Below are 26163 nucleotides of genomic sequence, written 5' to 3'. Positions count from 1 at the left end.
ACGAGGAGGACTCGTGAGTAACGCCAAACCGGCGCTCAGGGTGGCGCTGCTGGGCTGCGGCGTCGTCGGTTCGCAGGTGGTGCGCCTGCTGCGCGAGCAGGCCGACGACCTGGCCGCACGCGTGGGCGCTCCCCTGGAGCTGGCGGGCGTGGCCGTTCGCCGCCTGGGCCGCAGGCGCGACACGGATGTGGACCCCGCGCTCCTGACGACCGACGCGGAGGGCCTGGCCACCCGCGACGACGTGGACATCGTGGTCGAGGTGATCGGCGGCATCGAGCCGGCCAGATCGCTCATCCTCGCCGCGATGTCGCGGGGCAAGTCGGTGGTGACCGCCAACAAGGCGCTGCTGGCCGAGGACGGTGCGACCATTCACGCCGCGGCCAAGCAGAACGGGGCCGACCTGTACTTCGAGGCCAGCGTCGCGGGTGCGATCCCGCTGCTGCGCCCGCTGCGCGAGTCGCTGGCCGGCGACCGGGTCCGCCGGGTGCTCGGCATCGTCAACGGCACGACCAACTACATCCTCGACAAGATGGACTCCTCCGGCGCCTCCTTCACCGACGCCCTGGAGGAGGCGCAGGCACTGGGGTACGCCGAGGCCGATCCGACCGCCGATGTGGAGGGCTTCGACGCCGCCGCCAAGGCGGCGATCCTGGCGGGCATCGCCTTCCACAGCCGGGTGACGGCGGCCGACGTGCACCGCGAGGGCATCACCGAGATCACCGCCGCCGACGTCGCCTCGGCCCAGGCCATGGGCTACGTCATCAAGCTGCTGGCCATCTGCGCGCTCTCCGACGACGGCGGGTCGATCGGCGTGCGCGTCCACCCCGCGATGATCCCGAGGTCGCATCCCCTCGCGGGCGTGCGCGAGGCCTACAACGCCGTGTTCGTCGAGGCCGAGTCGGCCGGGCGGCTCATGTTCTACGGGGCGGGCGCCGGAGGCGCTCCCACGGCCTCGGCCGTGCTCGGCGACATCGTCGCGGTCGCGCGCAACCGCATCGCCGCGACCCGAGGCCCCGAGGAGTCGACCTACGCCGACCTGAAGGTCCACCCGATGGGCGCCACGACCACCCGCTACCACGTGTCGGTGGACGTGGCGGACAAACCCGGCGTGCTCGCCCGGGTCGCCGACGTCTTCGCCGAACACGACGTGTCCATCCAGACGGTCAAGCAGGAGGGCCGCGGCGACGACGCCCGGCTCGTCCTGGTCACCCACCGGGCCAACGACGCCGCGTTGTCGGCGACCATCGAAGACCTCCAGGACCTGGACATCGTGCGCGCCGTGGCAGGCGTGATGCGGGTGGAAGGCGACGACACCCCGTAGTTCACCCATCGGACTAGTTCACCCATCGGAATCCTGGACAAAAGGGGCAGTGCGTCGGCGCTGTGCCAAAATGCGGTGCCGCCGGCAGGTTCGGTGAGTGCCGCGGGCATACCGGTGGCGCGGGCTCCGAGCGACCCGCATCCTGGAGCGGAACGTGATCCCCGACCTCCCCGCTCCGGGCGAACGCCTTTCCCCCGTGCACGCGACCTCCCTCAGAAATCTGTGCCAGCCGTGACTTCTGATCCGTCCGCCGCCGTCTCGTTGCCCGAACCGTTGCCCGAACTGTTGCCCGGGCAGCCGGCCGACACCCGTGTGGCCGCCCCGATCCCGCGCGTGCGCGGCAACGACTACTCGACCCTGGTGCCGCCGGAGCTGGGCACGTGGACGCCCACCATGCGGGTCAGCGTGGTGATCCCGGCGTACGGCAGGCAGGAAGAACTCGACCTCGCCCTCGCCGGCCTCACACAGCAGACCTATCCGTCCGGGCTCACCGAGGTCGTCGTCGTCGACAACGGCAGCGAGCCTCCGCTGCGCCTGCCCGGACTGCGCCCGGAGGGCACCCGCCTGCTCGTCTGCGCGACCCCGGGCAGGGCCGCTGCCCGCAACACCGGCCTGCGGGCCGCCACGGGCGAGGTCGTCTTCTGGCTCGACTCCGACGTCGTCGCGGAGAGGACGGCGCTGGAGGCCCACATGCGGTGGCATCACCAGGCGCCCTACCTCGCGGTCACCAGCCGCCTGCGTTTCTCGTCCGCGCCGCCGCCCACGCCCGCCGACGTCGTGGAGACCGATGAGCGGTCCACGCTCTTCGAGCCGTCGGAGCCGCACCAGTGGCTCACGGACCTCGTCGAGCACAGCGACGGGCTGCGCGCCCCTACCCAGCGCGCGTTCAGCCTGCACGTCGGCGGCTCCACCTCGGTGAACGCCGCGCTGATCGCGGCGTCCGGCCCGATGGACGAGGACCTGACCCTCGGCCAGGACATCGAGCTGGGCTACCGGCTCTCACAGGCAGGCGCCGTGTTCGTGCCCGACCGCGAAGCGGTCGGCTACCACCTCGGGCCCACCATGCGCATGCGCGAGGCCACGGCGGTCAGCCGGGCCGACCACGCCTTCATCCCCGACCGCATCCCCCACTACCGGTGGCTGCGGTCACACCCGTTCCGCCGGTGGCTCGTGCCGTACGTCGAGGTGGAGGTGGACGCCGAGGGAGCCTCCTACGAGGACGTGCGCACGAGCGTCGACGCGGTGCTCGCGGCGACGGTCGCCGACGTCTCAGTGATCCTCAAGGGCTCGTGGGACGGGATCGAGCCCGACCGGCGGGAGCCGCTGAAGGACCCCGAACTCGACAAGGTGCTGATTCGCGGCCACTACGCCCACGAACCCCTTGTACGGCTCGGCGGCACACCCGGGCTCGCGCCGTTCGTGCTGCGCCTGCCCGCAGGTTGGGCGCCCGGCGAGGACGCCCTGGCCGGGCTGCTCGACATGATGGTGAAGCGGGATCTGGGGCTGGTCTCGATCGTGCTGGCGGAGGGCCCCGAGGGCGTCACGGCCGCCCGTCTGGAGCGCACGGCGGCCTTCGCCAGGGCCCGGATCGTGGCCGAGCCAGGGGAGGACCTCGACGGCGCCGTCTCCGACGTCTTCGGCTCGACCCGGGTGGACGGGGCCGAATACGACTTCCTCCCCACCGGCTCCGCGCCCCCCGCGCAGGGGCGCAGGATCGCCTACCAGGCCAAGGGAGACCCCAGCTCCAGGGCCGAGGTGAAGCGGCTGACCGGCGAGGTCGAGAGGCTCACCGCCAAGGTCGCCGAGTTGCGCGAGGAGTCCAAGAGCTGGCGTTCCAACGCCATGCAGTACCGCCGTGACATCGCCACCCTGCGCAAGCAGGTCAACGAGCTCAAGGGCGGAGGCATCAGGCGCATCGGCCGCCGCCTGGGGCTGCGCCGCATCAAGCTGATGCTCGATTCCCGCCGCAAGAGCTGACGCGGCCGGGCCGGCTCATGTGGACGCGGACGCCAGGGCGTGGGACGGCCAGAAAGAGGCGGCCGGTGCCTGCCGTACTCCGTGGGTCTCCCGGACGACGTCGGCCTGGGACTCGCCGGGAGCGGCGAGCAGCAGGGCCCGGCCGACGGCCTCGGTGCGCTCGAACCGGGCGGCTCGGCCGTCGGGGAAGGCGATCTCGAGCAGCCCCAGCCGCTCGCCGGAGAGCTCGGTGATCATGCTCTCCAGCGAGGTGGCCTCCAGCGGCACGTCGACCGGCCCCACATAGCGGAACGGGACGGGGGCGGCCGTGGGCGGCACTTCGTCGGCCAGGCGGACCCGCGGATCGTGGCGATATCCCTCACGGATCATCCGCAGCTCGAACTCGGGGGCGCCGAGCGTCGAATGGCGGCCGTGGGGGAGCGTTGACCACGGGGCCACGAGGGTGACGGAAACGTCGGGAAGGGTGCCGGACAGGGCGGTCTCGACGGCCGCGTGCACCTCGTCCTCGCTCGCGCCGCCGACGAGGAGCACCACGTCGACGTACGGCACGAGCCAGCCCCGCCCCCGGTGGGCGCGCAGGTCGCGGCGCAGCGGGATGCGGTGGGCGAGATAGGGCGCCACGACCCGGATCGTCGTCGTGGGGTCGCGCAACTGGGTCGAGCGGCCCACGTGCACGGCTCGGGCCTCGAGATCGGGAACGAACACGGCCCCGTTCTGGGCCAGCCGGTATCCCAGCTCGGTGTCCTGCCCGCGGATGGCGTCGGGGTCGAAGCCGCCCACGGCGTCGAAGAGCGAGCGGTGCAGTGACACCGTGGCCCCGGTGAGCGCGTGGTAGGGCTCCTTGTTGCGGCGCAGCCCGTGCGAGTTGATGATCACTCGTTCGGTGGAGTGGGGGATCGCCTGCGACAGGTCGGTGATGTCGCCCACCGCGTCGTTGAGGACGGCGTGGCGCACGTCCTCCGCCGTCACCGGGGGCTCGTCGATGAAGTGTTTGCCGCCGATCGCGACCACGTAGTCGGTGAGGTGATGCCAGCGCATCAGCGCTTCGAGGTGGCCGCGAAACATGATCATGTCGGCGTCGAAGCGCTGGACGACCGTGCCGTCCGACGCGCGCACGCCCTCGTTCACGGCGTGCCCGGAGCCCCACCTCGAGGGATCCGCCCTGATCATCCGGGTGTTCTCCGGCCGGATCGCGGGCATGCGGAGCGGCGGGTCGCTGCCGTCGTCGACGATGACCACCTCGGTCAGGCCGGCCGGATAGGTCTGCGCCGACAACGCGGCCAGCGTGAGGTCGAGCGGGAACTGCCCCCCGTGGGCCGGGACGACGACGCTGACCGTGAGCTGCGGCTTCCACTTCCCCAGGTCCGGGGGTTCGAGCGGGGAATGGTCGTTGTGCCGGATCCGCGGACGGGACACGGTCACGATGGCCGCTCCTTCGGGGGAATCGCCTGATCGAATGCCTGGGGAATCGTAGCGAAAGGGATGTGATTCCTTAATGTGACGCCCATCGTGTCCATCTGATGGACATTCCGTCCCGCATGTCAGGCGGTACCCCGTAGACTCTGTGACCAATACCCCAGGTTGCACGCGTGGCCGCGCGTGGAGGGAGTAATCATGTCCAGGGCTTGGCGTGGTCTCATCGAGGAATACCGTGACCGGCTTCCGGTGTCCGCGACGACGCCCGTGGTCACTCTCTTTGAGGGCGGCACGCCCCTCGTGCCGGCCCGGCGCGTGTCGGCGCTGACCGGATGCGACGTGCACCTGAAGGTCGAGGGACTCAACCCGACGGGCAGCTTCAAGGACCGCGGCATGACCGTGGCCATCAGCAAGGCGCTCGAAGAGGGCGCCAAGGCGGTCATCTGCGCCTCCACGGGCAACACCAGCGCCTCCGCGGCGGCCTATGCCGTACGGGCCGGGCTGACCTGCGCGGTCCTGGTGCCGCGCGGGAAGATCGCGATGGGCAAGCTGGCGCAGGCGCTCGTGCACGGGGCCCGGCTGCTCCAGGTCGAGGGATCGTTCGACGACTGCCTGGACATGACCAGGAAGCTGGCGGAGAACTATCCGATCGCCCTGGTCAACTCGGTGAACCCGCACCGCCTCCAGGGGCAGAAGACCGCCGCGTTCGAGATCGTCGACACGCTCGGCGACGCCCCCGACGTGCACTGCATTCCCGTGGGTAACGCCGGCAACATTTCTGCCTACTGGATGGGCTACAAGGAATACGCGGAAGAGGGGCTCGCCACGAAGCGGCCGCGCATGCTGGGATTCCAGGCAAGCGGCGCGGCGCCGCTGGTCGCCGGCGCCCCCGTCACCCATCCGCACACCATCGCCACGGCGATCAGGATCGGCAACCCGGCGTCGTGGCGTCTGGCCGAGGCGGCGCGCGACGAGTCCGGCGGCGACATCCAGGCCGTGACCGACCGCCAGATCGCGGCGGCCTACAAGCTGCTGGCCCAGGAGGAGGGCGTCTTCGTCGAGCTCGCCTCCGCGGCGAGCGTGGCCGGTCTCCTCCAGGCCCACGAGAAGGGCATGCTCACGCCCGGACAGCGCGTGGTCTGCACCGTCACGGGCAACGGGCTCAAGGACCCCGACTGGGCCATCTCCGGAGCTCCCGCCCCGGTGACGATCCCCGTCGACGCCTACGCCGCCGCCGACGCCCTCGAACTGACCTGACCTGACCCCATCCCCCCTTTGGGCGTGATCATGCAGAAGTTCGCGGATCATGGCCGCTGCCTGCGGCGGGCCAAATCGTGATCATGCAGAAGTTCGCCAAGACCCCCGCTGATCGGGCACGATTCTCTTCGTGATCATGCACAGCGATTCAGGTGATGAATGACATATGACAACACCGTCGTCGTCCGCGTGCCGGCGACGAGCGCCAATCTCGGCCCCGGGTTCGACAGTCTCGGCCTCGCGCTCGACCTGTACGACGAGGTCGGGGCCGCGCTCCTGACCACTCCGGGCGTGCACATCGACGTGGAGGGCGAAGGCGCGGGTGAGTTGGACGGCGGCGAGGGCCATCTGATCGTCTCGACCATGCGTGCCGCCTTCGACCGGATGGGAGCCCCCCAGCCCGCGGGCATCCGGCTGCGCTGTCTCAACCGCATCCCGCACGCGCGGGGTCTCGGGTCGTCCTCCGCGGCGATCTGCGCGGGCATCCTCGCCGCCAGGGCCCTGGCATCCAGCGCGTACGGCGACGGGGCGACCCTGGGTGACGACGAGGTCTTCGCGCTCGCGACGGAACTGGAGGGGCATCCGGACAACGTCGCCCCCTGCCTGGCCGGAGGACTCACGATCGCGTGGTCGGAGCAGTCCGGACCTGCGAGTATGGTCAAACTGACACCGCACAAGGATGTGCGGCCCGTCGTGTTGATCCCCGACTTCCGCCTCTCGACGGAGGAGGCCAGGGGTCTGCTGCCCAAGGACGTCCCGCATTCGGACGCCGCGGCCAACGCGGGGAGGGCGGCGCTGCTGATCGCGGCGCTGACCCGCAGGCCGGAGACCGGTCTGCTCCTCGCGGCCACCGAAGATCGGTTGCACCAGGATTACCGCGCTCCCGCGATGCCGCGGACCGCGGATTTGCTGCGGCGACTTCGCGCGGCGGGCGTGCCCGCCGTGGTCTCGGGAGCGGGTCCGACGATTCTGGCGTTTTCGACGCACGACACGCAGGATTTGATCGCGCCAGAAGTGGGTACGGACTGGCACATCCAGCCAATGAACGTCGACCCCGTGGGTGCGGGCGTTCTGTTTCCCGAGACACGCTGATGCCTCTTCGACCTTCAGGGAATAGCTGTGCGCGCTGGTGATGTTAGGCTGATAGCCGCACCAGGTGCCCCCGTGTTGGGTGCGTGCTTGTCATTCGCACATCGCTGCACGTCGCATCGCGTCATTCGACGCGGGCAGGGCGATTTCCCCGAAACCGTTTCCTCCAGTCGGCTCACCTCCGGGTGGCATGACCGGGGGTGGCGTTCTCGGCGACATGCGCGTTCGAACCACCAAGACACCTGGTCGGTGGCGACAATCCGGGGGCTGGCCCCCGGACACCTACCGCTTGCGAGTCCCGAGGGTCATCGACACATGAGATTCGCGAATTCCGACCCGGTCTGTCCCGCCGGGTCGCACCACCGGGACGTGTGGATGACAAAATCCGGCGCCCGACCCCTGGGAAGGACCTTTTAGTTGAGCGACACCACCGAACTCCTCTCCGACGGCGCAGCCGCCGGCGACACCCCCACTTCCGCCCCGGCCCGGTCGCGCCGTCGCTCCGGCACCGGCCTCGCCGGCATGGTGCTCCCCGAGCTGCAGGCCATGGCCAGCGGCCTCGGAATCAGCGGGACCGGTCGTATGCGCAAGAGCCAGCTCATCGCGGCCATCCAGGAAAAGCAGGGCGGATCGGGGGAGTCCTCGGCGGAGCCGAAGGCGCCGGTGGAGACGGCCGTCGCCAGCGAGCGCCCCGCACGCGGCCGCAGGGAACGGTCCCGCGCCGCCGCGCCCGCCGCTGAGCCCGTCGCCGCTCCGGCAGCCGAGACCGTGGCGGCCGCGCCCGCCGTCGTCGAGCGGGCCTCGCAGGAGCGCGTGGACAGCGCTCCCGCCGCGTCCACGCCTGCCGTGGCCCCCGCCGAGACCGCCGTTTCCGCCGACCCGCAGACCGACGCCGCCCAGGGCGAGGTACGCGAGGGCCGCGGAGAGCGCGGCGACCGCCGTGAGCGCCGCACCCGCGGCGACCGGGGAGAGCGTGGCGAACGCGGCGAGCGCGGAGAACGCGGCGAGCGGGGGGACCGCCGTGGCGGTGACCGCGACAGCCGTACCGACCAGCGCGCCGCCGACGCGGGCGACGCCGGAAGCCGCGGCCGTGACCAGCAGGGTCGCGATCAGCAGAGCCGCGGCGACAACCGTGGTGACAGCCGCAGCGACAGCCGTGGTGACGCCCGCGGCGACCAGCAGGGCGACGACCCGCGTGGTCGCCGTGGCCGCTTCCGCGAGCGCAACCGGCGCGGGCGCGACCGCTTCGAGGGCAACGAGCCCGTGATCGGCGAGGACGACGTCCTGATCCCGATCGCCGGCATCCTCGACATCCTCGACAACTACGCGTTCGTGCGCACCAGCGGCTACCTGCCCGGCGCCAACGACGTGTACGTCTCACTCGCCCAGATCCGCCGCAACGGCCTGCGCAAGGGTGACGTCGTCACCGGCGCGGTCCGCCAGCCGCGCGACGGCGAGCGCCGCGAGAAGTTCAACGCGCTGGTCCGGCTCGACACGGTCAACGGCATGGAGCCGGAGCAGGCGCGTCAGCGGCCCGACTTCAACAAGCTGACGCCGCTCTACCCGCAGGACCGCCTGCGCCTGGAGACCGAGCCGAACATCCTGACCACGCGGATCATCGACCTGGTCTCGCCGATCGGCAAGGGCCAGCGTGGTCTGATCGTCTCCCCGCCGAAGGCGGGCAAGACGATGGTGCTGCAGGCGATCGCCAACGCGATCATGCACAACAACCCCGAGTGCCACCTGATGGTCGTCCTGGTCGACGAGCGTCCGGAAGAGGTCACCGACATGCAGCGGTCGGTCAAGGGCGAGGTCATCCACTCGACCTTCGACCGTCCGGCCGAGGACCACACCACCGTCGCCGAGCTCGCCATCGAGCGCGCCAAGCGTCTGGTGGAGCTCGGTCACGACGTGGTCGTCCTGCTCGACTCGATCACCCGCCTGGGCCGCGCCTACAACCTCGCGGCGCCCGCGAGCGGCCGGATCCTGTCCGGTGGTGTCGACTCCACGGCGCTCTACCCGCCGAAGCGCTTCTTCGGCGCCGCCCGCAACATCGAGAACGGCGGCTCGCTGACGATCCTCGCCACGGCCCTGGTCGAGACCGGGTCCAAGATGGACGAGGTCATCTTCGAGGAGTTCAAGGGCACCGGCAACATGGAGCTCAAGCTCAACCGGTCCCTCGCCGACAAGCGGATCTTCCCCGCGGTGGACGTCGACGCGTCCAGCACCCGTAAGGAAGAGATCCTCATGGGCAGGGACGAGCTGGCGATCGTCTGGAAGCTGCGGCGCGTGCTGCACGCCCTGGACATGCAGCAGGCTCTGGAACTCCTTCTCGAGAAGATGAAGGAGACCAAGTCGAACGCCGAGTTCCTGCTCCAGGTCCAGAAGACCACGGTCAGCAACGACCGCGACTAGCACGTGTGACCGACGCCCCGGGCAGTCGCCGCCCGGGGCGTCGGCGTGTACGGCCCACGCGGGAGTGCCAGGAATAGCCGATGGCCTGGGAAGGTTGCAGGATCTGGCACACTGGAACCCGAACCGCAGCGGTACCGGTTCCCGCGGCGCGCATATGAGTGTGCCGATGCGCGCGAGCCGTACGAGGCAGAAGCGACCCGGCGACCGCACTGAGCGTTAGGACTGAGACATGAAGCCCGACATCCACCCGGAGTACGTGGTCACCCAGGTGACCTGCGCCTGCGGGAGCTCCTTCACCACGCGTAGCACCGCGAAGAGCGGCGTCATCCACGCCGACGTCTGCTCTGCCTGCCACCCGTTCTACACGGGCAAGCAGAAGATCCTCGACACCGGTGGCCGGGTGGCGCGCTTCGAGGCGCGTTTCGGGAAGAAGGCCCAGAGCAAGTAGCTCTTTCAGGACGCCGGCTCGGGCGCGCCCATCACGGGTGCGCCAGGGTCGGCGTCCTTGGCGATTAGGGCGGAAATCCCGAGCAGAAGGAGTGTGCGGTGAACCTCGACGAGATCATCAGTGAGTACGCGGACCTGGAGCAGAGGCTCGCGGATCCCGCCGTGCACGCCGACCAGGCCAAGGCGAGGACGTACGGCAAGCGTTATGCGGTGCTGACGCCGATCGTGGCGACCTACCGCGAGCTGGAGGGCGTCCGGGAGGACCTGGCCGCGGCCCGCGAACTGGTGGCCGAGGACCCGGCCTTCGCCGACGAGGCGGCCGAGCTGGAAGGCCGCATCCCGGTGCTGGAGGAGAAGCTGACCCACCTCCTCGTCCCGCGTGATCCCAACGATGACAAGGACATCATCATGGAGATCAAGGCCGGCGAGGGCGGTCAGGAGTCGGCGTTGTTCGCTGGCGACCTCCTGCGCATGTATCTGCGGTACGCGGAGCGGGCCGGCTACAAGACCGAGGTCATCGATTCGCAGCACTCCGACCTCGGTGGATACAAGGACGTCACGGTCGCCATCAAGGGCAGGGAGGGCGTCTGGTCGCGGCTCAAGTTCGAAGGCGGCGTGCACCGCGTCCAGCGCGTGCCCGTGACCGAGTCGCAGGGCCGCATCCACACCTCCGCCGCCGGCGTTCTGGTCTATCCCGAGGCCGAGGACGTCGACGTGCAGATCGACCCGAACGACCTGCGGATCGACGTGTTCCGCTCCAGCGGTCCCGGCGGCCAGAGCGTCAACACGACCGACTCCGCGGTCCGGATCACCCACATTCCGACCGGGGTGGTCGTCTCCTGCCAGAACGAGAAGAGCCAGCTCCAGAACAAGGAGTCGGCGCTGCGGATCCTGCGCGCCCGGCTGCTCGCCATCGCCCAGGAGGAGGCCGAGGCCGCCGCCATGGCCGAGCGCAAGTCGCAGGTGCGCACGGTCGACAGGTCCGAGCGGATCAGGACCTACAACTTCCCCGAAAACCGCATCTCCGACCATCGGGTGGGCTTCAAGGCGTACAACCTCGACCAAGTCCTGGACGGCGACCTCGACGCGGTGATACAGGCATTGCTGGACGCCGAACTGTCGGAGAAGCTCGCCGCGCATTCGTCATGACGACGTCTCGTTCCAGGACCCGCCCGTCAGCCAGGCCATAAGAGACCATGACCTTCCTGTTCGACGAGATCGCACACGCCACCGCCCGGCTAGCCGAGGCGGGCGTGCCGTCACCGCGCGCCGATGCCGAGGAGATTGCGGCATTCGTCCACGGTGTGTCGCGAGGCACTCTGCACACCGTCAAGGACGCCGACTTCGACGCGCTCTTCTGGGAGGGCATCGCCCGCAGGGAGGCCAGGGAGCCGCTCCAGCACATCACCGGCCGCGCCTACTTCCGCTTCCTCTCCCTCGAGGTCGGGCCAGGGGTCTTCGTGCCTCGGCCGGAGACCGAGGTCGTGGCGGGATGGGCGATCGACCGGCTGCGTGAGATGGACGTCGCCTCGCCGGTCGTCGTCGACCTCGGCACCGGGTCGGGCGCGATCGCGCTGTCGATCGCCCAGGAGGTCGCCCTCGCGCAGGTGCACGCCGTCGAGATCGACCCCGTCGCGTACGGCTGGGCCAAGAAGAACATCCTCGAGCACGGGCAGGGCCGTACCTCGCTTCACCCCGAGGACCTCGCCGACTGCCTGCCCGAACTGAACGGGCGGGTCGACCTCGTGATCTCCAATCCGCCGTACATCCCGCCGGGCGCCATCCCCCGGGATCCGGAGGTGCGCGACTACGACCCGTCTCGTGCGCTCTACGGTTCGGGGGACGACGGGCTGGACGAGGTCAGGGCCGTCGAGCGTACGGCCAGGCGGCTGCTGCGGCCGGGAGGGTTCATGGCCGTCGAGCACGCCGACGAGCAGGGGAACTCCGTGTACTGGCTGTTTCCCGAGGACAAGGGGTGGCGTGACGTGCGCCTCCGGCAGGATCTGACCGGCCGCGACCGCTTCGTCACCGCCCGCCTGAATCAAGACTGACCTCATCCCTTTTAGGGTGATCATGCAGAAGTTCGGGTGAAGGCGTTCCTGCCTGCGCCGACGCGGATGGTGATCATGCAGAAGTTCGCCGGATTGGCCGCCGGCCTGCGGTTTCCGTATTCGTGATCATGCAGAAGTTCGGCGAGATGCCTTCTTGCCTGGGCTGACGGCTTTCGTGATCATGGACTCGTGTCGCAATTGCATGATCACGATCTGAAAGTCAGCAGGTCAAGGGCCATTTCCGCGAACTTCTGCATGATCACGGATGGCGTGCGTGCTGGTGGCGGGCCTTGATCTCGAACTTCTGCATGATCACGCCCAAGGGGGGGATGGGCGGGGTGATCTTGGTGAACTGGTGCGAGCACCGCGGCCGGGGGATGGCAGGATAGGCGATGTGAGTCGACGGTATGACTGTGCCAATCAGGGTGAACGGGTCTCGGGTCTGATCGACGCGGCCTCTGTCGTACGGCGCGGAGAGCTGGTGGTTCTCCCCACCGACACCGTGTACGGCATCGGCGCCGATGCCTTCACGCCATCTGCGGTCAACGCCCTCCTCGACGCCAAGGGGCGCGGCAGGGACATGCCGGTTCCTGTGCTGGTCGGCACCGTCAGGGCCGCCAACGCGCTGGTCGAGAGCCTCGGCACGCACGGTCAGGACCTCGCGGACGCCTTCTGGCCTGGCCCGCTGACCCTGATCCTGCGCGCCAACCGGTCGCTGTCGTGGGATCTCGGCGACACCAAGGGCACGGTGGCCGTGCGCATGCCCCTCCACCCCGTGGCTCTCGACCTGCTCAAGGAGACCGGCCCGATGGCGGTCTCCAGCGCCAACCGCTCCGGCGCTTCGCCCGCCACCACCGCGGCGGAGGCGGAGGAGCAGCTCGGCGAGTCGGTCGCGGTCTACCTCGACGGGGGCCCGTGCGCCGACAACGTGCCGTCGACGATTCTCGACCTCACCACCGCGGTGCCCAGGATTCTGCGCAAGGGCGCGATCCCGACCGACAAGCTCCGCGGCGTCGTCGGTTATCTCGCGACCGACGAGTGACCGCCGACGAGTGACCGCCGGCGGGTGATCACCGGCCCGTCGGCACTGCCATTCATGCCGTCTGGCTATCGGTCTCCTGCAAAGCGGGCTCCCGGGCTACCGTGAACTGCGCCGGTATCTCTGCCGACAGCTCGCGGAGGCATGCCCATGGCAAAGCTCGACGGGATGGATCCGAAGCTCGTCCGCGAGATGCTGGCAGATCTGCGGCACGCGGCGAAACGCCTGGACGCGCTCGACGCCCGGGTATCCCACATGACCCGCAGCGCGGGCGTCGCCGTACAGGCCACTCACCGTCCGTCATGGGTGGCCGACGAGTGCTCCGACATGGTGAAGGACGTCAGCAGGCGGCTGGCCCTGCTGGAGAAGCAGGAGCGGCAACGGCGTCGCGAGGGTGCCGAACGGCTCGTGACCGGCCACCAGGTGTCGGTCGCCCGGGTGAAGACCCCTCGGGCACCGTCCCCGCCCACGGGACGTCCGGCGGGCGACGCCGGTCCTAGGATCGTCAAGCGCGATCCGGTGCGACGCGACCCCGGGAAGCCGGATCCGGCTCCGCGCGACCCTGCCAAGCCCGATCCCGGTAGGGGCGGGCCGGTGCCACCGGGCCCGGCCGACGATCCGGTCAAGCCTGGTACGGATCATCCGGGCAAGCCAGGCACAGACGATCAGGGCCCGGGAGGCTGTGAGGGAGCTCACGGCGGGACCGGTGCCCCGCGGGGCCCACACGTCACCCCGCCCGGGAAACACCGTCGTAGGCCCTGTCCCGGCCCGGGAACAGGCCATCGTGACGACAGGGCCCACGATCCGAGCGATCCCACAACATCCGGAGCGGATTCGGCCGGCACGCCGGGAGCCTCCGGCCCGTCCTGCCCCGCGGAACCGGCTGACGACCGTACGGCAGGCGGCGTCCCCGGCTCGCCCGGACCGGCGTTCCCGGCCGTGATGCCTGTGGGCGCGGGGGAGCAGGCCCCGCCCGCCCGCGAGTTGCACCTCGTCTTGGGAGCCCCCTTGCCCGGCGCCCCGCTTCCCGAGTCCGTGCCCGGCCTGTACGGCCAGGCCGCAGCCCAGCCGCGTGCCACGACGGTGACCTGGGACGGGATCCCGATGCCGGCGTCGGTCCAGCCGGTCGACGTCGTCTCCTACCCGTCCGGCGACGCGGGTGACGACATGATGTGGCTGGTCGTCGACCGCCCCCGCGCGGACGGCCAGGCGCAGCCGTTCGGGCTCGTGCGGACGCCGGGGGAGTGGGTGCCTCCAGCGGGCGAGCCGTACGGCATGCCGGGCACGGCGAGCGCACCGGCGGCGGATCGCTGGCACGTGCCCCCCATGAATCCTCCCGGGAATCCGCCCGTGGACGGATGGCAGGCGCCTCCATCCATGAGCCCGCCCCCGCAGTTCGGCGTTCACGGTGACGTGCTCGCGCCGGACGCCGCCGACGAGCGCGCGGGGCAGCGGTACGACCGCCGTGAGCCGCCGTGACATGCCGGGACCGGATCGCCCGTTGACCGATCGTGCAGTGGAGGTGCGAGCGTGACGTACGCCGATCCCCCGGCGCCGATTCCGATGCAGCCCGGCGAGACGCCGCCTGCCCCGTCCGGCACCGATCTGCTCAGCCCCGGCGGGCAGCCGACCACGTGGGTGTTCAACCCGGCATACCAGCGGCTCGTCGACCTGTGGCTGGAGATCGTCCCGGTCATGGACCAGCTGACCGGCACACTGGACGAGCCGTACGAGCAGGCGCGGAGCAGGGACGTCTGGGACGCGCCCGTGGCCGACAGGTACGTCCACGACCTGGCCGAGTGGCGCGAAAGGCTGGCCGCCTACCGCCAGGCCGTGCTCTCGTCGATCAGCGAACAGGCAGCGGACACGCCGCGCTGGGTGCCGGGCCGGACGGGCGCTCCGCACGCATTTTCCTGACCTTCCTGTGCCACAGGTTGAGTAAAGACCAGCTCAGCGCCTATGTGGCGGGGGGCCGGGGTTTACATTGGGAGAAGTGTCGTCCCCGGTATGCGGGCGGATTTCATGAACAAGTCGGAGCCGTTCTACGGGCCAGATTTCTCCCAGCTGGCACGGGAGGATCCGGAGGTCGCCCAGGTTCTGCTGGACGAGCTCACCCGGCTGCGCGGCGGCCTGCAGCTCATCGCCAGCGAGAACCTCGCGTCGCCCGCCGTTCTCGCCGCGCTGGGGTCGACCCTCACGGACAAGTACGCCGAGGGTTATCCCGGGCGTCGCTACTACGGCGGGTGCGAGGTCGTCGACCGGGCGGAGCAACTGGCCATCGACCGGGCGAAGGCCCTGTTCAAGGCCGACCACGCCAACGTCCAGCCGCACAGCGGCGCCTCGGCGAACCTCGCGGCCTACGCAGCCCTGCTCCAGCCCGGCGACACGGTGCTGGCGATGGCCCTCCGGCACGGAGGCCATCTGACTCACGGTTCCCCCGTCAACTTCTCCGGCCGGTGGTTCGACGTCGCCTCGTACGGCGTGCGCCGCGACACCGAGCTGATCGATTACGACGAGGTGCGTGAGCTCGCGCTTCGCCACCGCCCCAAGATGATCATCTGTGGCGCGACGTCGTATCCCCGGCTGATCGACTATTCGGTGTTCAGGGGCATCGCCGACGAGATCGGCGCGTGGCTGCTGGTGGACGCGGCCCACACGATCGGCCTGATGGCGGGGGAGGCGATCCCCTCGGCGGTGCCGTACGCGGACGTCGTCACCTTCACCACGCACAAGACGCTGCGCGGACCGCGCGGGGGAGGGCTGCTGTGCACCGCGGAGCTGGCGCAGCGCGTGGACCGGGCGGTGTTCCCGTTCACCCAGGGGGGGCCGCTCATGCACGTGATCGCAGCCAAGGCGGTGGCCTTCGGCGAGGCGATGCGACCCATCTTCAGGCGGTACGCCGCGTCGGTCGTCGAGAACGCGGCCGCGTTGTGCGAGGCGCTGGCGGCCGAGGGCATGCGCCCGGTGTCGGGCGGCACGGACACTCACCTGGCCCTGATCGACCTGCGTGGTGTGGGCGTGACCGGGGCCGAGGCGGAGCGCCGTTGTGCGGCGGCCGGCATCACGCTCAACCGCAACGTGATCCCCTACGATCCCGAGCCGCCCACCGTCACCTCGGGCGTACGGATCGGCACCGCCTGCGTCACCACTCAGGGCATGGGGGTGGGGGAGATGAAGGAGATCGCGTCTCTCATGACTTACGCGGTCCACAACCCTGGTGCGATAACGTCAGTGCTCCAGCGGGTAAAGGGGCTGACCGTCACTCATCCGGCATATCCCCGCGACGAATGAGGCGGTTTGTGCTGATTTCCCGTCACCTTTGGCCCATCGATCCAGGAAACTAGGTCCGTGCGCGAATATCTGCTCTTGGCGCTCGTGGCAGCAGCGGTCACCTTCCTGCTCGTCCCCCCGGTCCGGATCTTCGCCGTGCGCATCGGCGCGGCCCCCGAGGTGCGAGATCGCGACGTGCACAAGGTGCCGATCCCCCGTCTGGGCGGCCTGGCGATGTTCGGCGGCCTGGCGGCCGGGGTGCTGGTGGCCACGCATCTCCCGTACGTGGGGCACGCGTTCGGCAGCGGCTCGGCGGGGCAGACGGCGATCGCCCTGCTGGCCGCGAGCAGCCTGATCGTCGTCACCGGCTTCCTGGACGACTGGCTGGGCATGGACTCCCTGGTCAAGCTCGGCGGGCAGATCGCGGCGGGCGGATTGCTGGTCTACTTCGGGATGTACCTGCAGTGGCTTCCGCTGCCCCAGTTCCTGGGCAGCACCACCAGCCTGGACTCGACTCTGCGTACGGTCATCACGATCCTGATCGTGGTGGTCGTGATCAACGCGGTGAACTTCGTCGACGGCCTCGACGGCCTGGCCGCCGGCATCGTCGGCATCGCCGCGATGGCGACGTTCGCCTATTCCGTGGCCCTGTCCCAGACCAGCAGCGGCTCCCGGATCAACGTGACGGCGGCCATCGCCGCCATCCTCATCGGGATGTGCCTGGGCTTCCTGCCCCACAACTTCAACCCGGCCAAGATCTTCATGGGTGACACGGGATCCATGCTGATCGGTCTCGTCCTGGCGACGTCGCTCATCACCATCACCTCGTCGGTCGAACCGAGCGCGGTGGGGATCAACAAGTTCCCCGTCATTCTGCCGCTGGTCCTTCCGATCGCCGTCATGGTGCTGCCCCTGACGGACCTGATCATGGCGGTCGTGCGCCGCACCTCCGCGGGCCAGTCGCCGTTCTCCCCCGACCGCGGCCACCTGCACCACCGACTGCTCGACATCGGGCACTCGCACCGCCGCAGCGTGCTGATCCTGTACGCGTGGACGTTCCTTTTCGCCTTCACCATCGTCGGCCTGTCGATCGGCGGCGTCCCGCTCATCGTGTTCCCGCTGACGATCGTGCTCGCGGTCGCCGTGTTGTCTCTGATGGCACTTCCCCGCTGGCGCAAGAGCCGGGAGGGGGCCCGCTATCGCAAGGCGATCACGCAGGTGCCCGCCCAGGCCGCGACCGCCACGCCCGAGCAGTCGCCGATGCGGTCCCACCCCTATCCGCAGGTGTCTGCCGACCGTCCGCGGCTCTCGCCTCCGGCGGACGTCCTGGTCGCCGGGGAACCCCACGGGCCGGCGGCGCAGGGCGCCGACGCCCACATCCCCAACCAGTCGCAGGCGTCGTCACCAGGGCCCTTGCCGTCAGGGCCCGCGGCGGCGGCCGTCGCCCGGGCGGCTAACGTGACCACCGGCACAGTCTCCTGAAAGGGCTGGTAAAGGCGGCACCTCGGGGCTTGTGATAGCTTTCACTAACAAGGACGCGGCTTATCGCGACCTTATAGGTAGCAATCGCTCGTTTGATAACCGACCATGGAGTTCCGATGCAGGCCAACGACGTGCGCGTGCTAAAAGGCGCCGCCGTGCCGACCCTGGTAGTGGGTCTCGTTGCCGTGATCGTCGCGGCGCTCGTGACCGGAGCCAAGGGCGCGCTGGGCGCCGCGATCGGTCTCATTCTGGTCGGGGTCTTCTTCACCCTCGGTCTGGCCGTCGTCTCGTGGGCCGGCCGTGTCTCGCCCATGGCGATGATGGCGGCGGCGGTCGTCGGCTACGTCGTGAAGGTGCTCGTGATCATGGCGGTGCTGACCGCTTTCCAGGACACCACGGCGTTCAACCCCCGCGCGTTCGCTTTCAGCGTCATCGCCTGCACGCTCGCCTGGACCCTGGGCGAGGTGCGCGGATTCATGAAACTGAAGATGCTGTACGTCGAGCCCGGCACCGAGGTCCCCGGCCGAGGCACCCGATGAGCACGTTGGCGGGGCAGCCCGATATGACTAGTCCCCATGGCTCCTGCTATCGTCGTGCGCGCGATGAGCGAACAGGAGCGCAGGCCCGAGAGCGACGGCCGCGACTTCGCCGACGCCGCCTGGTCGGTCCCGAGCTATCTGCTGTCAGGGATCCTGTTGTGGGGCGGTCTCGGCTGGTTGCTGGACCGCTGGACCGGTGTGTACGCGTTCATCCCCATAGGTGTCATCATCGGCGCGGTACTCGCGGTCTACCTCGTCTATCTGAAGTACGGCCGCTGACCGCTGCCTGCTTCCCACGCTCTTCTGTTGATCAATCACGTTGAAGGGAACGCCCGTGCGCGAGCGTAGCGAGCGGACGAACAACTACTGCATGTCTCCGGCGTCTCGGACCGAGAAGGTAGCCGAGGTGGTCACGTGACCCCCGCGACCCTCCTTGCCGACGACTTCACGGCACCAGGGCCATCGATCTTCGATTTTCCCCCGATCTTCGCGGGTGGGCCTTCCTGGCTGACCAAGCCGGTGCTCTTCGCCGTCGTGGGGGCCGTCCTGGTGATCATTTTCGCCTGGAGCGCCTTCGCCAAGCCGCAGCTCGTGCCGCGGGGGATGCAGAACATCGGTGAGAAGGGCTACGAGTTCGTCCGTGACCAGGTGGCCCGGCCGTTCCTCGGCAAGGACGCCGAGCGTTGGATGCCGCTGCTCCTCAGCTTGTTCTTCCTCATTCTGCTGTGGAACTTCTTCGGCGTCATCCCGCTGATCCAGATGCCGATCGCATCGCACATCGCCTTCCCGTTCGTGTTCGCGATCACGATCTACGTCATCAAGATCTATCTCGGGATCAAGCACCAGGGCTTCATCGGCTACTTCAAGAACATGATGTTCCCGCCGGGACTGCCCAAGCCGATCTACGTGCTGCTCGCGCCCATCGAGTTCATGTCGAACCTGATCATCGCGCCGTTCACCCACGCCGTACGACTCTTCGCGAACATGTTCGCCGGCCACCTCATCCTGGCCTTCTTCAGCGCCGTGGGGTTCTGGTTCCTCTTCGACAAGCTCACCCCTCTCGGCGCCCCGCTCGGTGTGCTTGGTGTGGGCATGACGATCGCCATGACCGGCTTCGAGATGTTCATCCAGTTCCTGCAGGCGTTCCTCTTCACGTTGCTCGCCGCGATGTACATCGGCGGCTCGCTGCACTCGGATCACTGAGAACCAACTCTGACGTAGTCCAGACCGGTGAACGACTCACCGGCCGACCAGTAAAGGAAACAGCAATGAGCGTTCTCGCTGAGGTCTCCGGCAACATCGGCGCCATCGGTTACGGCCTGGCCGCCATCGGCCCCGGCATCGGCGTGGGCATCATCTTCGGTCAGGGCGTGCAGGCAATCGCGCGCCAGCCCGAGGCGTACAACCTCATCCGGCAGAACATGCTGCTGGGCTTCGTTCTCACCGAGGCGCTGGCCCTCATCGGCCTTGTCGCGCCTTTCATCTACCGCTGAAGTAACACTCTGACGGAAGGCTGCACCCATGGCTATCGCAGCTACGCTTCTTGCGGCTGAAGGGGCCGAGAACCCTCTCATCCCGCATACTTACGAGCTGGTCGTCGGCAGCTTCGCCTTCCTCGTCGTCTTCCTCGTCGTCGGCAAGATCCTCACTCCGCGTATCCAGAAGACGCTGGCTGAGCGGACCGAGGTGATCGAAGGCGGCATCAAGAAGGCAGAGGACCTTCAGGTCGAAGCCCAGCAGACCCTGGAGCAGTACCGGGCCCAATTGGCGGAGGCCCGCCAGGAGGCGGCCCGGCTGCGCGAAGAGGCGCGCGAGCAGGGCGCGCAGATCAAGGCAGAGCTCCGCGAAGAGGCCCAGGCCGAGGCGCGGCGCCTCGTCGAGGCGGCGCACGCCCAGATCGAGGCCGACCGCCAGCAGGCGGTCGCCCAGCTGCGCGCCGAGATCGGCCGCTTGTCGGTCGAGCTCGCCGGTCGCATCGTCGGCGAGTCGCTGGAGGACGAGGCCCGTCAGCGCCGGACCGTCGACCGGTTCCTCGAGGAGATCGAGGCCCGTCCGGAAGCGGTCCGCTGATGCCGGGCCGGGCCGGTACGGCCGACCGACACGAGGAGCGGTGAGCGACAGATGAGAGGTCTGAGCAGGACCGCACTGGCGGAGGCCGAGGAGCGCTTCAACGCGGTCGCGGCGTCCGCCGACCTCGGCACGCTGGCCGAGGAGCTGTTCGCCGTCGCCGATCTGCTCGATCGAGAGCACGGGCTGCGCCGGAATCTGTCCGACCCGGCCCGTCCCGCCGAGCAGAAGGAGCAGGCCGCCCGCGGCCTGCTCCAGGGCAAGGTCGGTGAGGCCGCGCTCGAGACAGTGGTGGCCGCGGTGCGCGCCAAGTGGTCGCGGACCAGCGATGTCCCGGACGCCCTCGAACGCCTGGGCGTCACGGCCGCCGCGGGAGAGGCCGAATCGGCGGGCAAGCTCGACGACGTCGAAGACGAGCTGTTCCGCTTCGGCCGCATCCTCGCGGCCAACCCCGACCTGCGGCGCGCGCTGAGCAACGCCGGCATTTCCGGAGAGCGTAAGCAGGAGCTTCTCACCGGCCTGATCGGCGGCAAGGTCGCCCCGGCGACGCTTCGCCTGGTCACCCAGCTCGTCGTTCACCCGCGGGGACGTAGCCTGGAGAGCGCGCTCGAGGAATTCGGCTGGATCGTCGCCAGGACACGCGAGCGCCTGGTCGGCGTCGTGCGCACCGCCGTTCCGTTCACGGAGGCGCAGAAGCAGCGGCTCGCCGCCTGGCTGCGTACCACGTACGGGCGCGACGTCCACCTGAACGTCGAGGTGGACCCGGAGGTGCTCGGAGGGTTCTCCGTCAAGATCGGAGACGACCTCATCGACACCACCATCGCTGGACGTATCGAAGAAGTCCGCCGCCGGTTGACCGGCTGAGGCGAATAGGGAGACGAAAGAGAGATGGCGGAGCTTACGATCCGGCCGGACGAGATCCGGGACGCGCTTGAGCGCTTCGTCCAGGCGTACGAGCCGGAAGGTGCCGCGCGCGAGGAGATCGGGACCGTCGCCGACGCAGGCGACGGCATCGCCCATGTCTCCGGCCTGCCCTCGGCGATGGCCAACGAGCTGGTCGAGTTCGAGGACGGCACGCGTGGCCTGGCGCTGAACCTGGACGTCCGGGAGATCGGTGTGGTCATCCTGGGCGACTTCAGCAAGGTGGAGGAGGGGCAGCCGGTCCGCCGTACCGGCGAGATCCTGTCCGTCCCCGTCGGTGACGGATTCCTCGGCCGCGTGGTCGACCCCCTGGGCAACCCGCTGGACGGCAAGGGCACCATCGAGGCCGAGGGCCGTCGCGCCCTCGAGCTCCAGGCCCCCTCCGTGGTCCAGCGCCAGCCGGTGAAGCAGCCGCTGCAGACCGGCCTCAAGGCGATCGACGCCATGACGCCGATCGGCCGCGGCCAGCGCCAGCTGATCATCGGTGACCGCGGCACCGGCAAGACCGCGATCGCCGTGGACACGATCCTGAACCAGAAGGAGAACTGGCTCTCCGGCGACCCGGACAAGCAGGTCCGCTGCATCTACGTCGCGGTCGGCCAGAAGGGTTCGACGATCGCGCAGGTCAAGGGCCGCCTGGAGGAAGAGGGGGCGATGGAGTACACCACCATCGTCGCCGCCCCGGCGTCCGACCCCGCGGGCTTCAAGTACATCGCCCCCTACACCGGTTCGGCCATCGGGCAGCACTGGATGTACCAGGGCAAGCACGTTCTGATCGTCTTCGACGACCTGACCAAGCAGGCCGACGCGTACCGCTCGGTCTCGCTGCTGCTCCGCCGTCCGCCGGGCCGTGAGGCGTTCCCCGGCGACGTGTTCTACTTGCACTCGCGTCTGCTGGAGCGCTGCGCCAAGCTCTCCGACGACATGGGCGCCGGTTCGATGACGGGTCTGCCGATCGTCGAGACGAAGGGTAACGACGTCTCCGCGTTCATCCCGACCAACGTCATCTCGATCACCGACGGCCAGTGCTTCCTGGAGACCGACCTGTTCAACGCGGGTGTCCGTCCCGCGATCAACGTCGGTGTCTCGGTCTCCCGAGTCGGCGGCTCGGCCCAGATCAAGGCCATGCGCAAGGTCGCCGGCACGCTGCGTCTGTCGCTGTCCCAGTACCGCGACCTGGAGGCCTTCGCGGCCTTCGCGTCCGACCTGGACGCGGCCTCCCGCGCCCAGCTGGAGCGCGGAAGCCGGCTGGTCGAGCTGCTCAAGCAGCCGCAGTACAGCCCGTTCCCCGTCGAGAAGCAGGTCGTCTCGGTGTGGGCCGGCACCACCGGTGAGCTCGACGACGTCCCGCTCGAGGACGTCCGCCGTTTCGAGACGGAGTTCATCGAGTACCTGTCCAGCCAGTACAAGGGCGTGCTCGACAGCATCCGCGAGACCAAGGACCTGTCCGACGACACGGTCACGGCGCTCAAGGAAGCGATCAGCGAGTTCAAGAAGGGCTTCACGACCTCGAGCGGCGAGCTCCTGGTCAAGGATGTCCCCGTCGAGGCGCTCGAGGCCGGCGAAGTCGGGCAGGAGACGATCGTCAAGCACGTCCGCAAGACCGAGAAGAAGTAGCGCATGGGTGCCCAGCTGAGGCTGCTGAGACGGCGGATCAAGTCGGTGAAGTCCACCGCCAAGATCACCCGTGCTCAGGAGCTCATCGCTTCTTCCCGCATCGTGAAGGCGCAACAGCGGATGCAGGCGGCTGTGCCGTACGAGCGGGAGATCACTCGTGCGGTGACCGGTGTCGTCAGCAACACCGCGAGCGTCGATCACCCGCTGACCCGCGAGAAGGAGCAGCCGGCCACGGCCGGCGTGCTCATCGTGACCAGCGACAGCGGCTTCTGCGGCGGTTACAACGCCAACGTCCTGCGCGAGGCCGAGGCCCTGCGCGGTCTCCTCGAGGAGCGCGGCATCCGTGCGGTGCCGTTCGTGGTCGGGCGCAAGGGTGTCACCTGGCACACCTTCCGCAGCCGCGAGATGGGCGGCCGCTGGGAGGGCTTCTCCCGCCGGCCGGCGTACGCCGACGCCAAGGAGATCGCCGGCGTGCTGATCGACTCGTTCAAGGAAGAGGACGGGATCGACGAGATCCACGTCGTCTACACCGAGTTCGTCTCGATGCTGACGCAGAACGTCATCGTCAAGCGGATCCTGCCGCTCGAGGTCGAGGAGGCGGAGGTGGCGCCCGGCGAGGCGATCCCGCCGTACTTCGAGTTCGAGCCGACCGCCGGTGACGTGCTGAACTCGTTGCTGCCGCGCTACGTGGAGTCGCGCATCTTCAACGCGCTGCTCCAGTCGGCGGCGTCGGAGGAGGCGTCGCGCCGACGGGCGATGAAGTCCGCGACGGACAACGCCAACGAGCTCATCGGCGTCTTCACCCGCCAGATGAACCAGGCCCGCCAGGCCGAGATCACCCAGGAAATCAGCGAGATCGTCGGTGGCGCGAACGCGCTGGCTGACGCCGCAGCGGGGAAAGAGTGAAATGACCGCACAGACTGTTGAGACCAGCGTGGGCCGCGTCGCCCGCGTCACCGGTCCGGTCGTCGACGTGGAGTTCCCCGTCGAGGCCATGCCGGACATCTACAACGCCCTCACCGTCGACGTCACGCTCGGCGAGGAGACCAAGACCCTGACCCTCGAGGTCGCCCAGCACCTGGGTGACAACATGGTCCGGGCCATCTCGATGCAGCCGACCGACGGCGTCGTGCGCGGCGCGGCCGTGGCCGACACCGGCGCGCCGATCTCGGTCCCGGTGGGCGACATCGTCAAGGGCCACGTGTGGAACGCCCTGGGCGAGCCGCTCGACGTGCCCAAGGCCTCGCTCGAGGTCAACGAGAAGTGGGGCATCCACCGTCCGTCGCCGCCGTTCGACCAGCTCGAGGCGCGTACGGAGATGCTCCCCACGGGCATCAAGGTCATCGACCTGCTCACGCCGTACGTCAAGGGTGGAAAGATCGGCCTGTTCGGCGGCGCGGGCGTCGGCAAGACCGTTCTGATCCAGGAGATGATCCGCCGCGTCGCGCTGAAGTTCTCGGGCACCTCGGTGTTCGCGGGCGTCGGCGAGCGCACCCGTGAGGGCAACGACCTCTGGCTGGAAATGGATGAGGCGGACGTCCTCAAGGACACCGCGCTCGTCTTCGGCCAGATGGACGAGCCTCCGGGCACGCGTCTGCGGGTCGCCCTGTCCGCTCTGACGATGGCGGAGTACTTCCGCGACGTGCAGAAGCAGGACGTGCTGCTGTTCATCGACAACATCTTCCGGTTCACCCAGGCGGGCTCGGAGGTGTCGACGCTGCTCGGCCGCATGCCGTCCGCGGTGGGCTACCAGCCCACGCTGGCCGACGAGATGGGCGTGCTCCAGGAGCGGATCACCTCGACGCGTGGACACTCGATCACCTCCATGCAGGCGATCTACGTGCCCGCCGACGACATCACCGACCCGGCGCCGCACAACGCGTTCGCGCACCTCGACGCGCAGACCGTTCTCTCCCGGCCGATCTCGGAGAAGGGCATCTACCCCGCGGTGGACCCGCTCGACTCCTCCTCGCGAATCCTGGACCCCCAGGTCATCGGAGACGAGCACTACGCGGTCGCCCAGGAGACCAAGCGGATCCTGCAGAAGTACAAGGAACTGCAGGACATCATCGCCATCCTCGGCATCGACGAACTCTCCGAAGAGGACAAGGTCACCGTCCAGCGTGCCCGCCGGATCGAGCGTTTCCTCTCGCACCCGATGTACGCCGCCGAGGCGTTCACCGGCCAGCCCGGCGAGTTCGTGTCGCTGGACGAGACGATCGCCTCCTTCAAGGGGCTGTGCGCCGGCGAGTACGACCACCTGCCCGAGCAGGCGTTCTTCATGGTCGGCGGCATCGAGCAGGCCATCGCGAAGGCGAAGGAACTCGAGCGCTAATCGGCTTCGGCACCGGTACGGCTCACGCCAGGGTCGGCGTGGGCCGTACCGGTCGCCTGTGGCAGTGTCTCCTTGAAGGGGGGAGCTGAGAAGTGGCAAAGCTTCGCGTCGGCGTCGTATCGCCCGAACGTGAGATCTGGTCCGGCGAAGCCGACATGGTGATTGCCAAGACCGTGGACGGCGAGATCGGTATTATGCCGGAACACGCTCCTGTCCTCGGGGTACTCGTCGAGGGCGGCGTTCTTCGCATCAAGCGCGAGGGAGAGAGCGACCTCGCGGCAGCAGTTCACGGAGGATTCATCTCCGTCGCCAACAATGATGTGTCGATTCTTGCCGAGGGGGCCGAGCTGGCCTCCGAGATCGACATCGCGGCGGCGAAGGACGCTCTGCAGCGTGCCCAGGCCTCGATCGAGGCCGACAACGAAGACGCGGACGCTCGGCTGGAAGCCAAGCGTGCCGCAGCCCGGCTGCGTGCGGCCGGCGAAGAGGTCTGATCTCGTAAGGGAGAGCGGGATGGCGGCGCTTGCGATACTCGTGAGCGTCTGCGCCGTGGCCGTACTCCTTGTTTTCCGCGGCGTCGCCCTGGCCCGGCGCCGGGGCAGCGTCATCTGTCGGGTACGCCGGGGGAACCAAGGCTGGAGGAGCGGGGTAGCCCGCTACGTCGGAGGCGAACTCCACTGGATCCCCTTCCTCGGACTGCGACTGAGGCCGCGCCACGCGATTGCGAGGCGCGGCCTCACTGTTTCCAGCCGCAGGAGGCTCACCACAGGAGAGGGACCGGCGGGCTACTGGACGGTCGAGTGCTCCGCGGAGCGGGGCCCCCTCTTCCTCGCGATGAGCGAAGACGCGCTGACCGGCTTCCTCGCCTGGCTCGAATCCGCCCCGCCCAGCGCCCACCTCGACGCTGTATAGCTTTTGCC

At 69.0% G+C, this 26163-nt stretch carries 25 protein-coding genes; 24 read left to right on the top strand and 1 reads right to left on the bottom strand.

Features of this window, described 5'->3' with window-relative positions; translation table 11 throughout:
* The first annotated feature begins 13 nt into the window (after window positions 1–13).
* Window positions 14–1321, top strand: coding sequence for a homoserine dehydrogenase (locus Pth03_RS23700; protein WP_239119312.1), 1308 nt, complete (start codon window positions 14–16; stop codon window positions 1319–1321).
* Between the two features lie 231 nt (window positions 1322–1552).
* A complete protein-coding gene (locus Pth03_RS23695; RefSeq protein WP_239119311.1) occupies window positions 1553–3298 on the top strand; it encodes a glycosyltransferase family 2 protein in 1746 nt (581 codons plus the stop codon).
* A 15-nt stretch (window positions 3299–3313) separates the two neighbouring features.
* Here Pth03_RS23695 and Pth03_RS23690 read toward each other — a convergent pair whose 3' ends face one another.
* A complete protein-coding gene (locus Pth03_RS23690) occupies window positions 3314–4720 on the bottom strand; it encodes a glycosyltransferase family 2 protein (protein ID WP_203946564.1) in 1407 nt (468 codons plus the stop codon).
* A gap of 192 nt (window positions 4721–4912) precedes the next feature.
* Between Pth03_RS23690 and thrC the strand changes: the two genes are divergently transcribed.
* The 22 genes from thrC (at window position 4913) to Pth03_RS23580 (ending at window position 26155) form a co-directional block, all read left to right on the top strand.
* On the top strand, window positions 4913–5971 hold the full coding sequence (gene thrC, locus Pth03_RS23685; RefSeq protein WP_203946563.1) for a threonine synthase: 1059 nt from the start codon (window positions 4913–4915) through the stop codon (window positions 5969–5971).
* 159 nt (window positions 5972–6130) lie between these two features.
* The gene (thrB, locus tag Pth03_RS23680; protein ID WP_203946562.1) at window positions 6131–7063 is read left to right on the top strand and encodes a homoserine kinase; all 933 of its coding nucleotides are present in this window, start codon (window positions 6131–6133) and stop codon (window positions 7061–7063) included.
* A 414-nt stretch (window positions 7064–7477) separates the two neighbouring features.
* A complete protein-coding gene (gene rho, locus Pth03_RS23675; RefSeq protein ID WP_203946561.1) occupies window positions 7478–9475 on the top strand; it encodes a transcription termination factor Rho in 1998 nt (665 codons plus the stop codon).
* Window positions 9476–9704: 229 nt separating this feature from the next.
* A complete protein-coding gene (gene rpmE / locus Pth03_RS23670; protein ID WP_203946560.1) occupies window positions 9705–9923 on the top strand; it encodes a 50S ribosomal protein L31 in 219 nt (72 codons plus the stop codon).
* Between the two features lie 98 nt (window positions 9924–10021).
* Window positions 10022–11071, top strand: coding sequence for a peptide chain release factor 1 (gene prfA, locus Pth03_RS23665; RefSeq protein ID WP_203946559.1), 1050 nt, complete (start codon window positions 10022–10024; stop codon window positions 11069–11071).
* A 47-nt stretch (window positions 11072–11118) separates the two neighbouring features.
* Window positions 11119–11973 (top strand): peptide chain release factor N(5)-glutamine methyltransferase, encoded by an 855-nt coding sequence (prmC, locus tag Pth03_RS23660; RefSeq protein ID WP_203946558.1) that lies wholly within the window; start codon window positions 11119–11121, stop codon window positions 11971–11973.
* 394 nt (window positions 11974–12367) lie between these two features.
* On the top strand, window positions 12368–13015 hold the full coding sequence (locus tag Pth03_RS23655; RefSeq protein ID WP_203946557.1) for an L-threonylcarbamoyladenylate synthase: 648 nt from the start codon (window positions 12368–12370) through the stop codon (window positions 13013–13015).
* 147 nt (window positions 13016–13162) lie between these two features.
* Window positions 13163–14491, top strand: a complete 1329-nt coding sequence (locus Pth03_RS23650) for a hypothetical protein (RefSeq protein WP_203946556.1) — start codon at window positions 13163–13165, stop codon at window positions 14489–14491.
* A 51-nt stretch (window positions 14492–14542) separates the two neighbouring features.
* On the top strand, window positions 14543–14929 hold the full coding sequence (locus Pth03_RS23645; protein ID WP_239119310.1) for a hypothetical protein: 387 nt from the start codon (window positions 14543–14545) through the stop codon (window positions 14927–14929).
* Between the two features lie 90 nt (window positions 14930–15019).
* Complete coding sequence (gene glyA, locus Pth03_RS23640) at window positions 15020–16303, top strand: serine hydroxymethyltransferase (RefSeq protein WP_239119309.1); 1284 nt, start codon at window positions 15020–15022, stop codon at window positions 16301–16303.
* A 57-nt stretch (window positions 16304–16360) separates the two neighbouring features.
* On the top strand, window positions 16361–17764 hold the full coding sequence (locus tag Pth03_RS23635; protein WP_203946555.1) for an MraY family glycosyltransferase: 1404 nt from the start codon (window positions 16361–16363) through the stop codon (window positions 17762–17764).
* Window positions 17765–17880: 116 nt separating this feature from the next.
* Window positions 17881–18303, top strand: coding sequence for a Cg1360 family ATP-synthase-associated protein (locus Pth03_RS23630; RefSeq protein WP_203946554.1), 423 nt, complete (start codon window positions 17881–17883; stop codon window positions 18301–18303).
* Between the two features lie 36 nt (window positions 18304–18339).
* Entirely contained in the window at window positions 18340–18582 is a 243-nt protein-coding gene (locus Pth03_RS23625) for a hypothetical protein (protein WP_239119308.1), read from the top strand.
* 135 nt (window positions 18583–18717) lie between these two features.
* Window positions 18718–19506: a F0F1 ATP synthase subunit A gene (gene atpB, locus Pth03_RS23620; protein WP_203946553.1), complete on the top strand. Its 789-nt coding sequence runs from the start codon at window positions 18718–18720 to the stop codon at window positions 19504–19506.
* A 65-nt stretch (window positions 19507–19571) separates the two neighbouring features.
* A complete protein-coding gene (gene atpE, locus Pth03_RS23615; protein WP_203946552.1) occupies window positions 19572–19796 on the top strand; it encodes an ATP synthase F0 subunit C in 225 nt (74 codons plus the stop codon).
* Window positions 19797–19824: 28 nt separating this feature from the next.
* Window positions 19825–20373: a F0F1 ATP synthase subunit B gene (locus Pth03_RS23610; RefSeq protein WP_203946551.1), complete on the top strand. Its 549-nt coding sequence runs from the start codon at window positions 19825–19827 to the stop codon at window positions 20371–20373.
* A 51-nt stretch (window positions 20374–20424) separates the two neighbouring features.
* Window positions 20425–21234, top strand: coding sequence for a F0F1 ATP synthase subunit delta (locus tag Pth03_RS23605; RefSeq protein WP_203946550.1), 810 nt, complete (start codon window positions 20425–20427; stop codon window positions 21232–21234).
* Window positions 21235–21258: 24 nt separating this feature from the next.
* A complete protein-coding gene (atpA, locus tag Pth03_RS23600) occupies window positions 21259–22908 on the top strand; it encodes a F0F1 ATP synthase subunit alpha (RefSeq protein WP_203946549.1) in 1650 nt (549 codons plus the stop codon).
* A gap of 3 nt (window positions 22909–22911) precedes the next feature.
* Window positions 22912–23814: a F0F1 ATP synthase subunit gamma gene (locus Pth03_RS23595; RefSeq protein ID WP_203946548.1), complete on the top strand. Its 903-nt coding sequence runs from the start codon at window positions 22912–22914 to the stop codon at window positions 23812–23814.
* 1 nt (window position 23815) lies between these two features.
* The gene (gene atpD, locus Pth03_RS23590; RefSeq protein ID WP_203946547.1) at window positions 23816–25243 is read left to right on the top strand and encodes a F0F1 ATP synthase subunit beta; all 1428 of its coding nucleotides are present in this window, start codon (window positions 23816–23818) and stop codon (window positions 25241–25243) included.
* 92 nt (window positions 25244–25335) lie between these two features.
* A complete protein-coding gene (locus Pth03_RS23585; RefSeq protein WP_203946546.1) occupies window positions 25336–25737 on the top strand; it encodes a F0F1 ATP synthase subunit epsilon in 402 nt (133 codons plus the stop codon).
* 19 nt (window positions 25738–25756) lie between these two features.
* Window positions 25757–26155, top strand: a complete 399-nt coding sequence (locus Pth03_RS23580; RefSeq protein ID WP_203946545.1) for a DUF2550 domain-containing protein — start codon at window positions 25757–25759, stop codon at window positions 26153–26155.
* Window positions 26156–26163 lie beyond the last annotated feature (8 nt).

Origin of the sequence: Planotetraspora thailandica (assembly GCF_016863335.1) — a bacterium.
Lineage (GTDB): Bacteria > Actinomycetota > Actinomycetes > Streptosporangiales > Streptosporangiaceae > Planotetraspora > Planotetraspora thailandica.
This window is presented reverse-complemented; position numbering and strand designations above follow the sequence as displayed.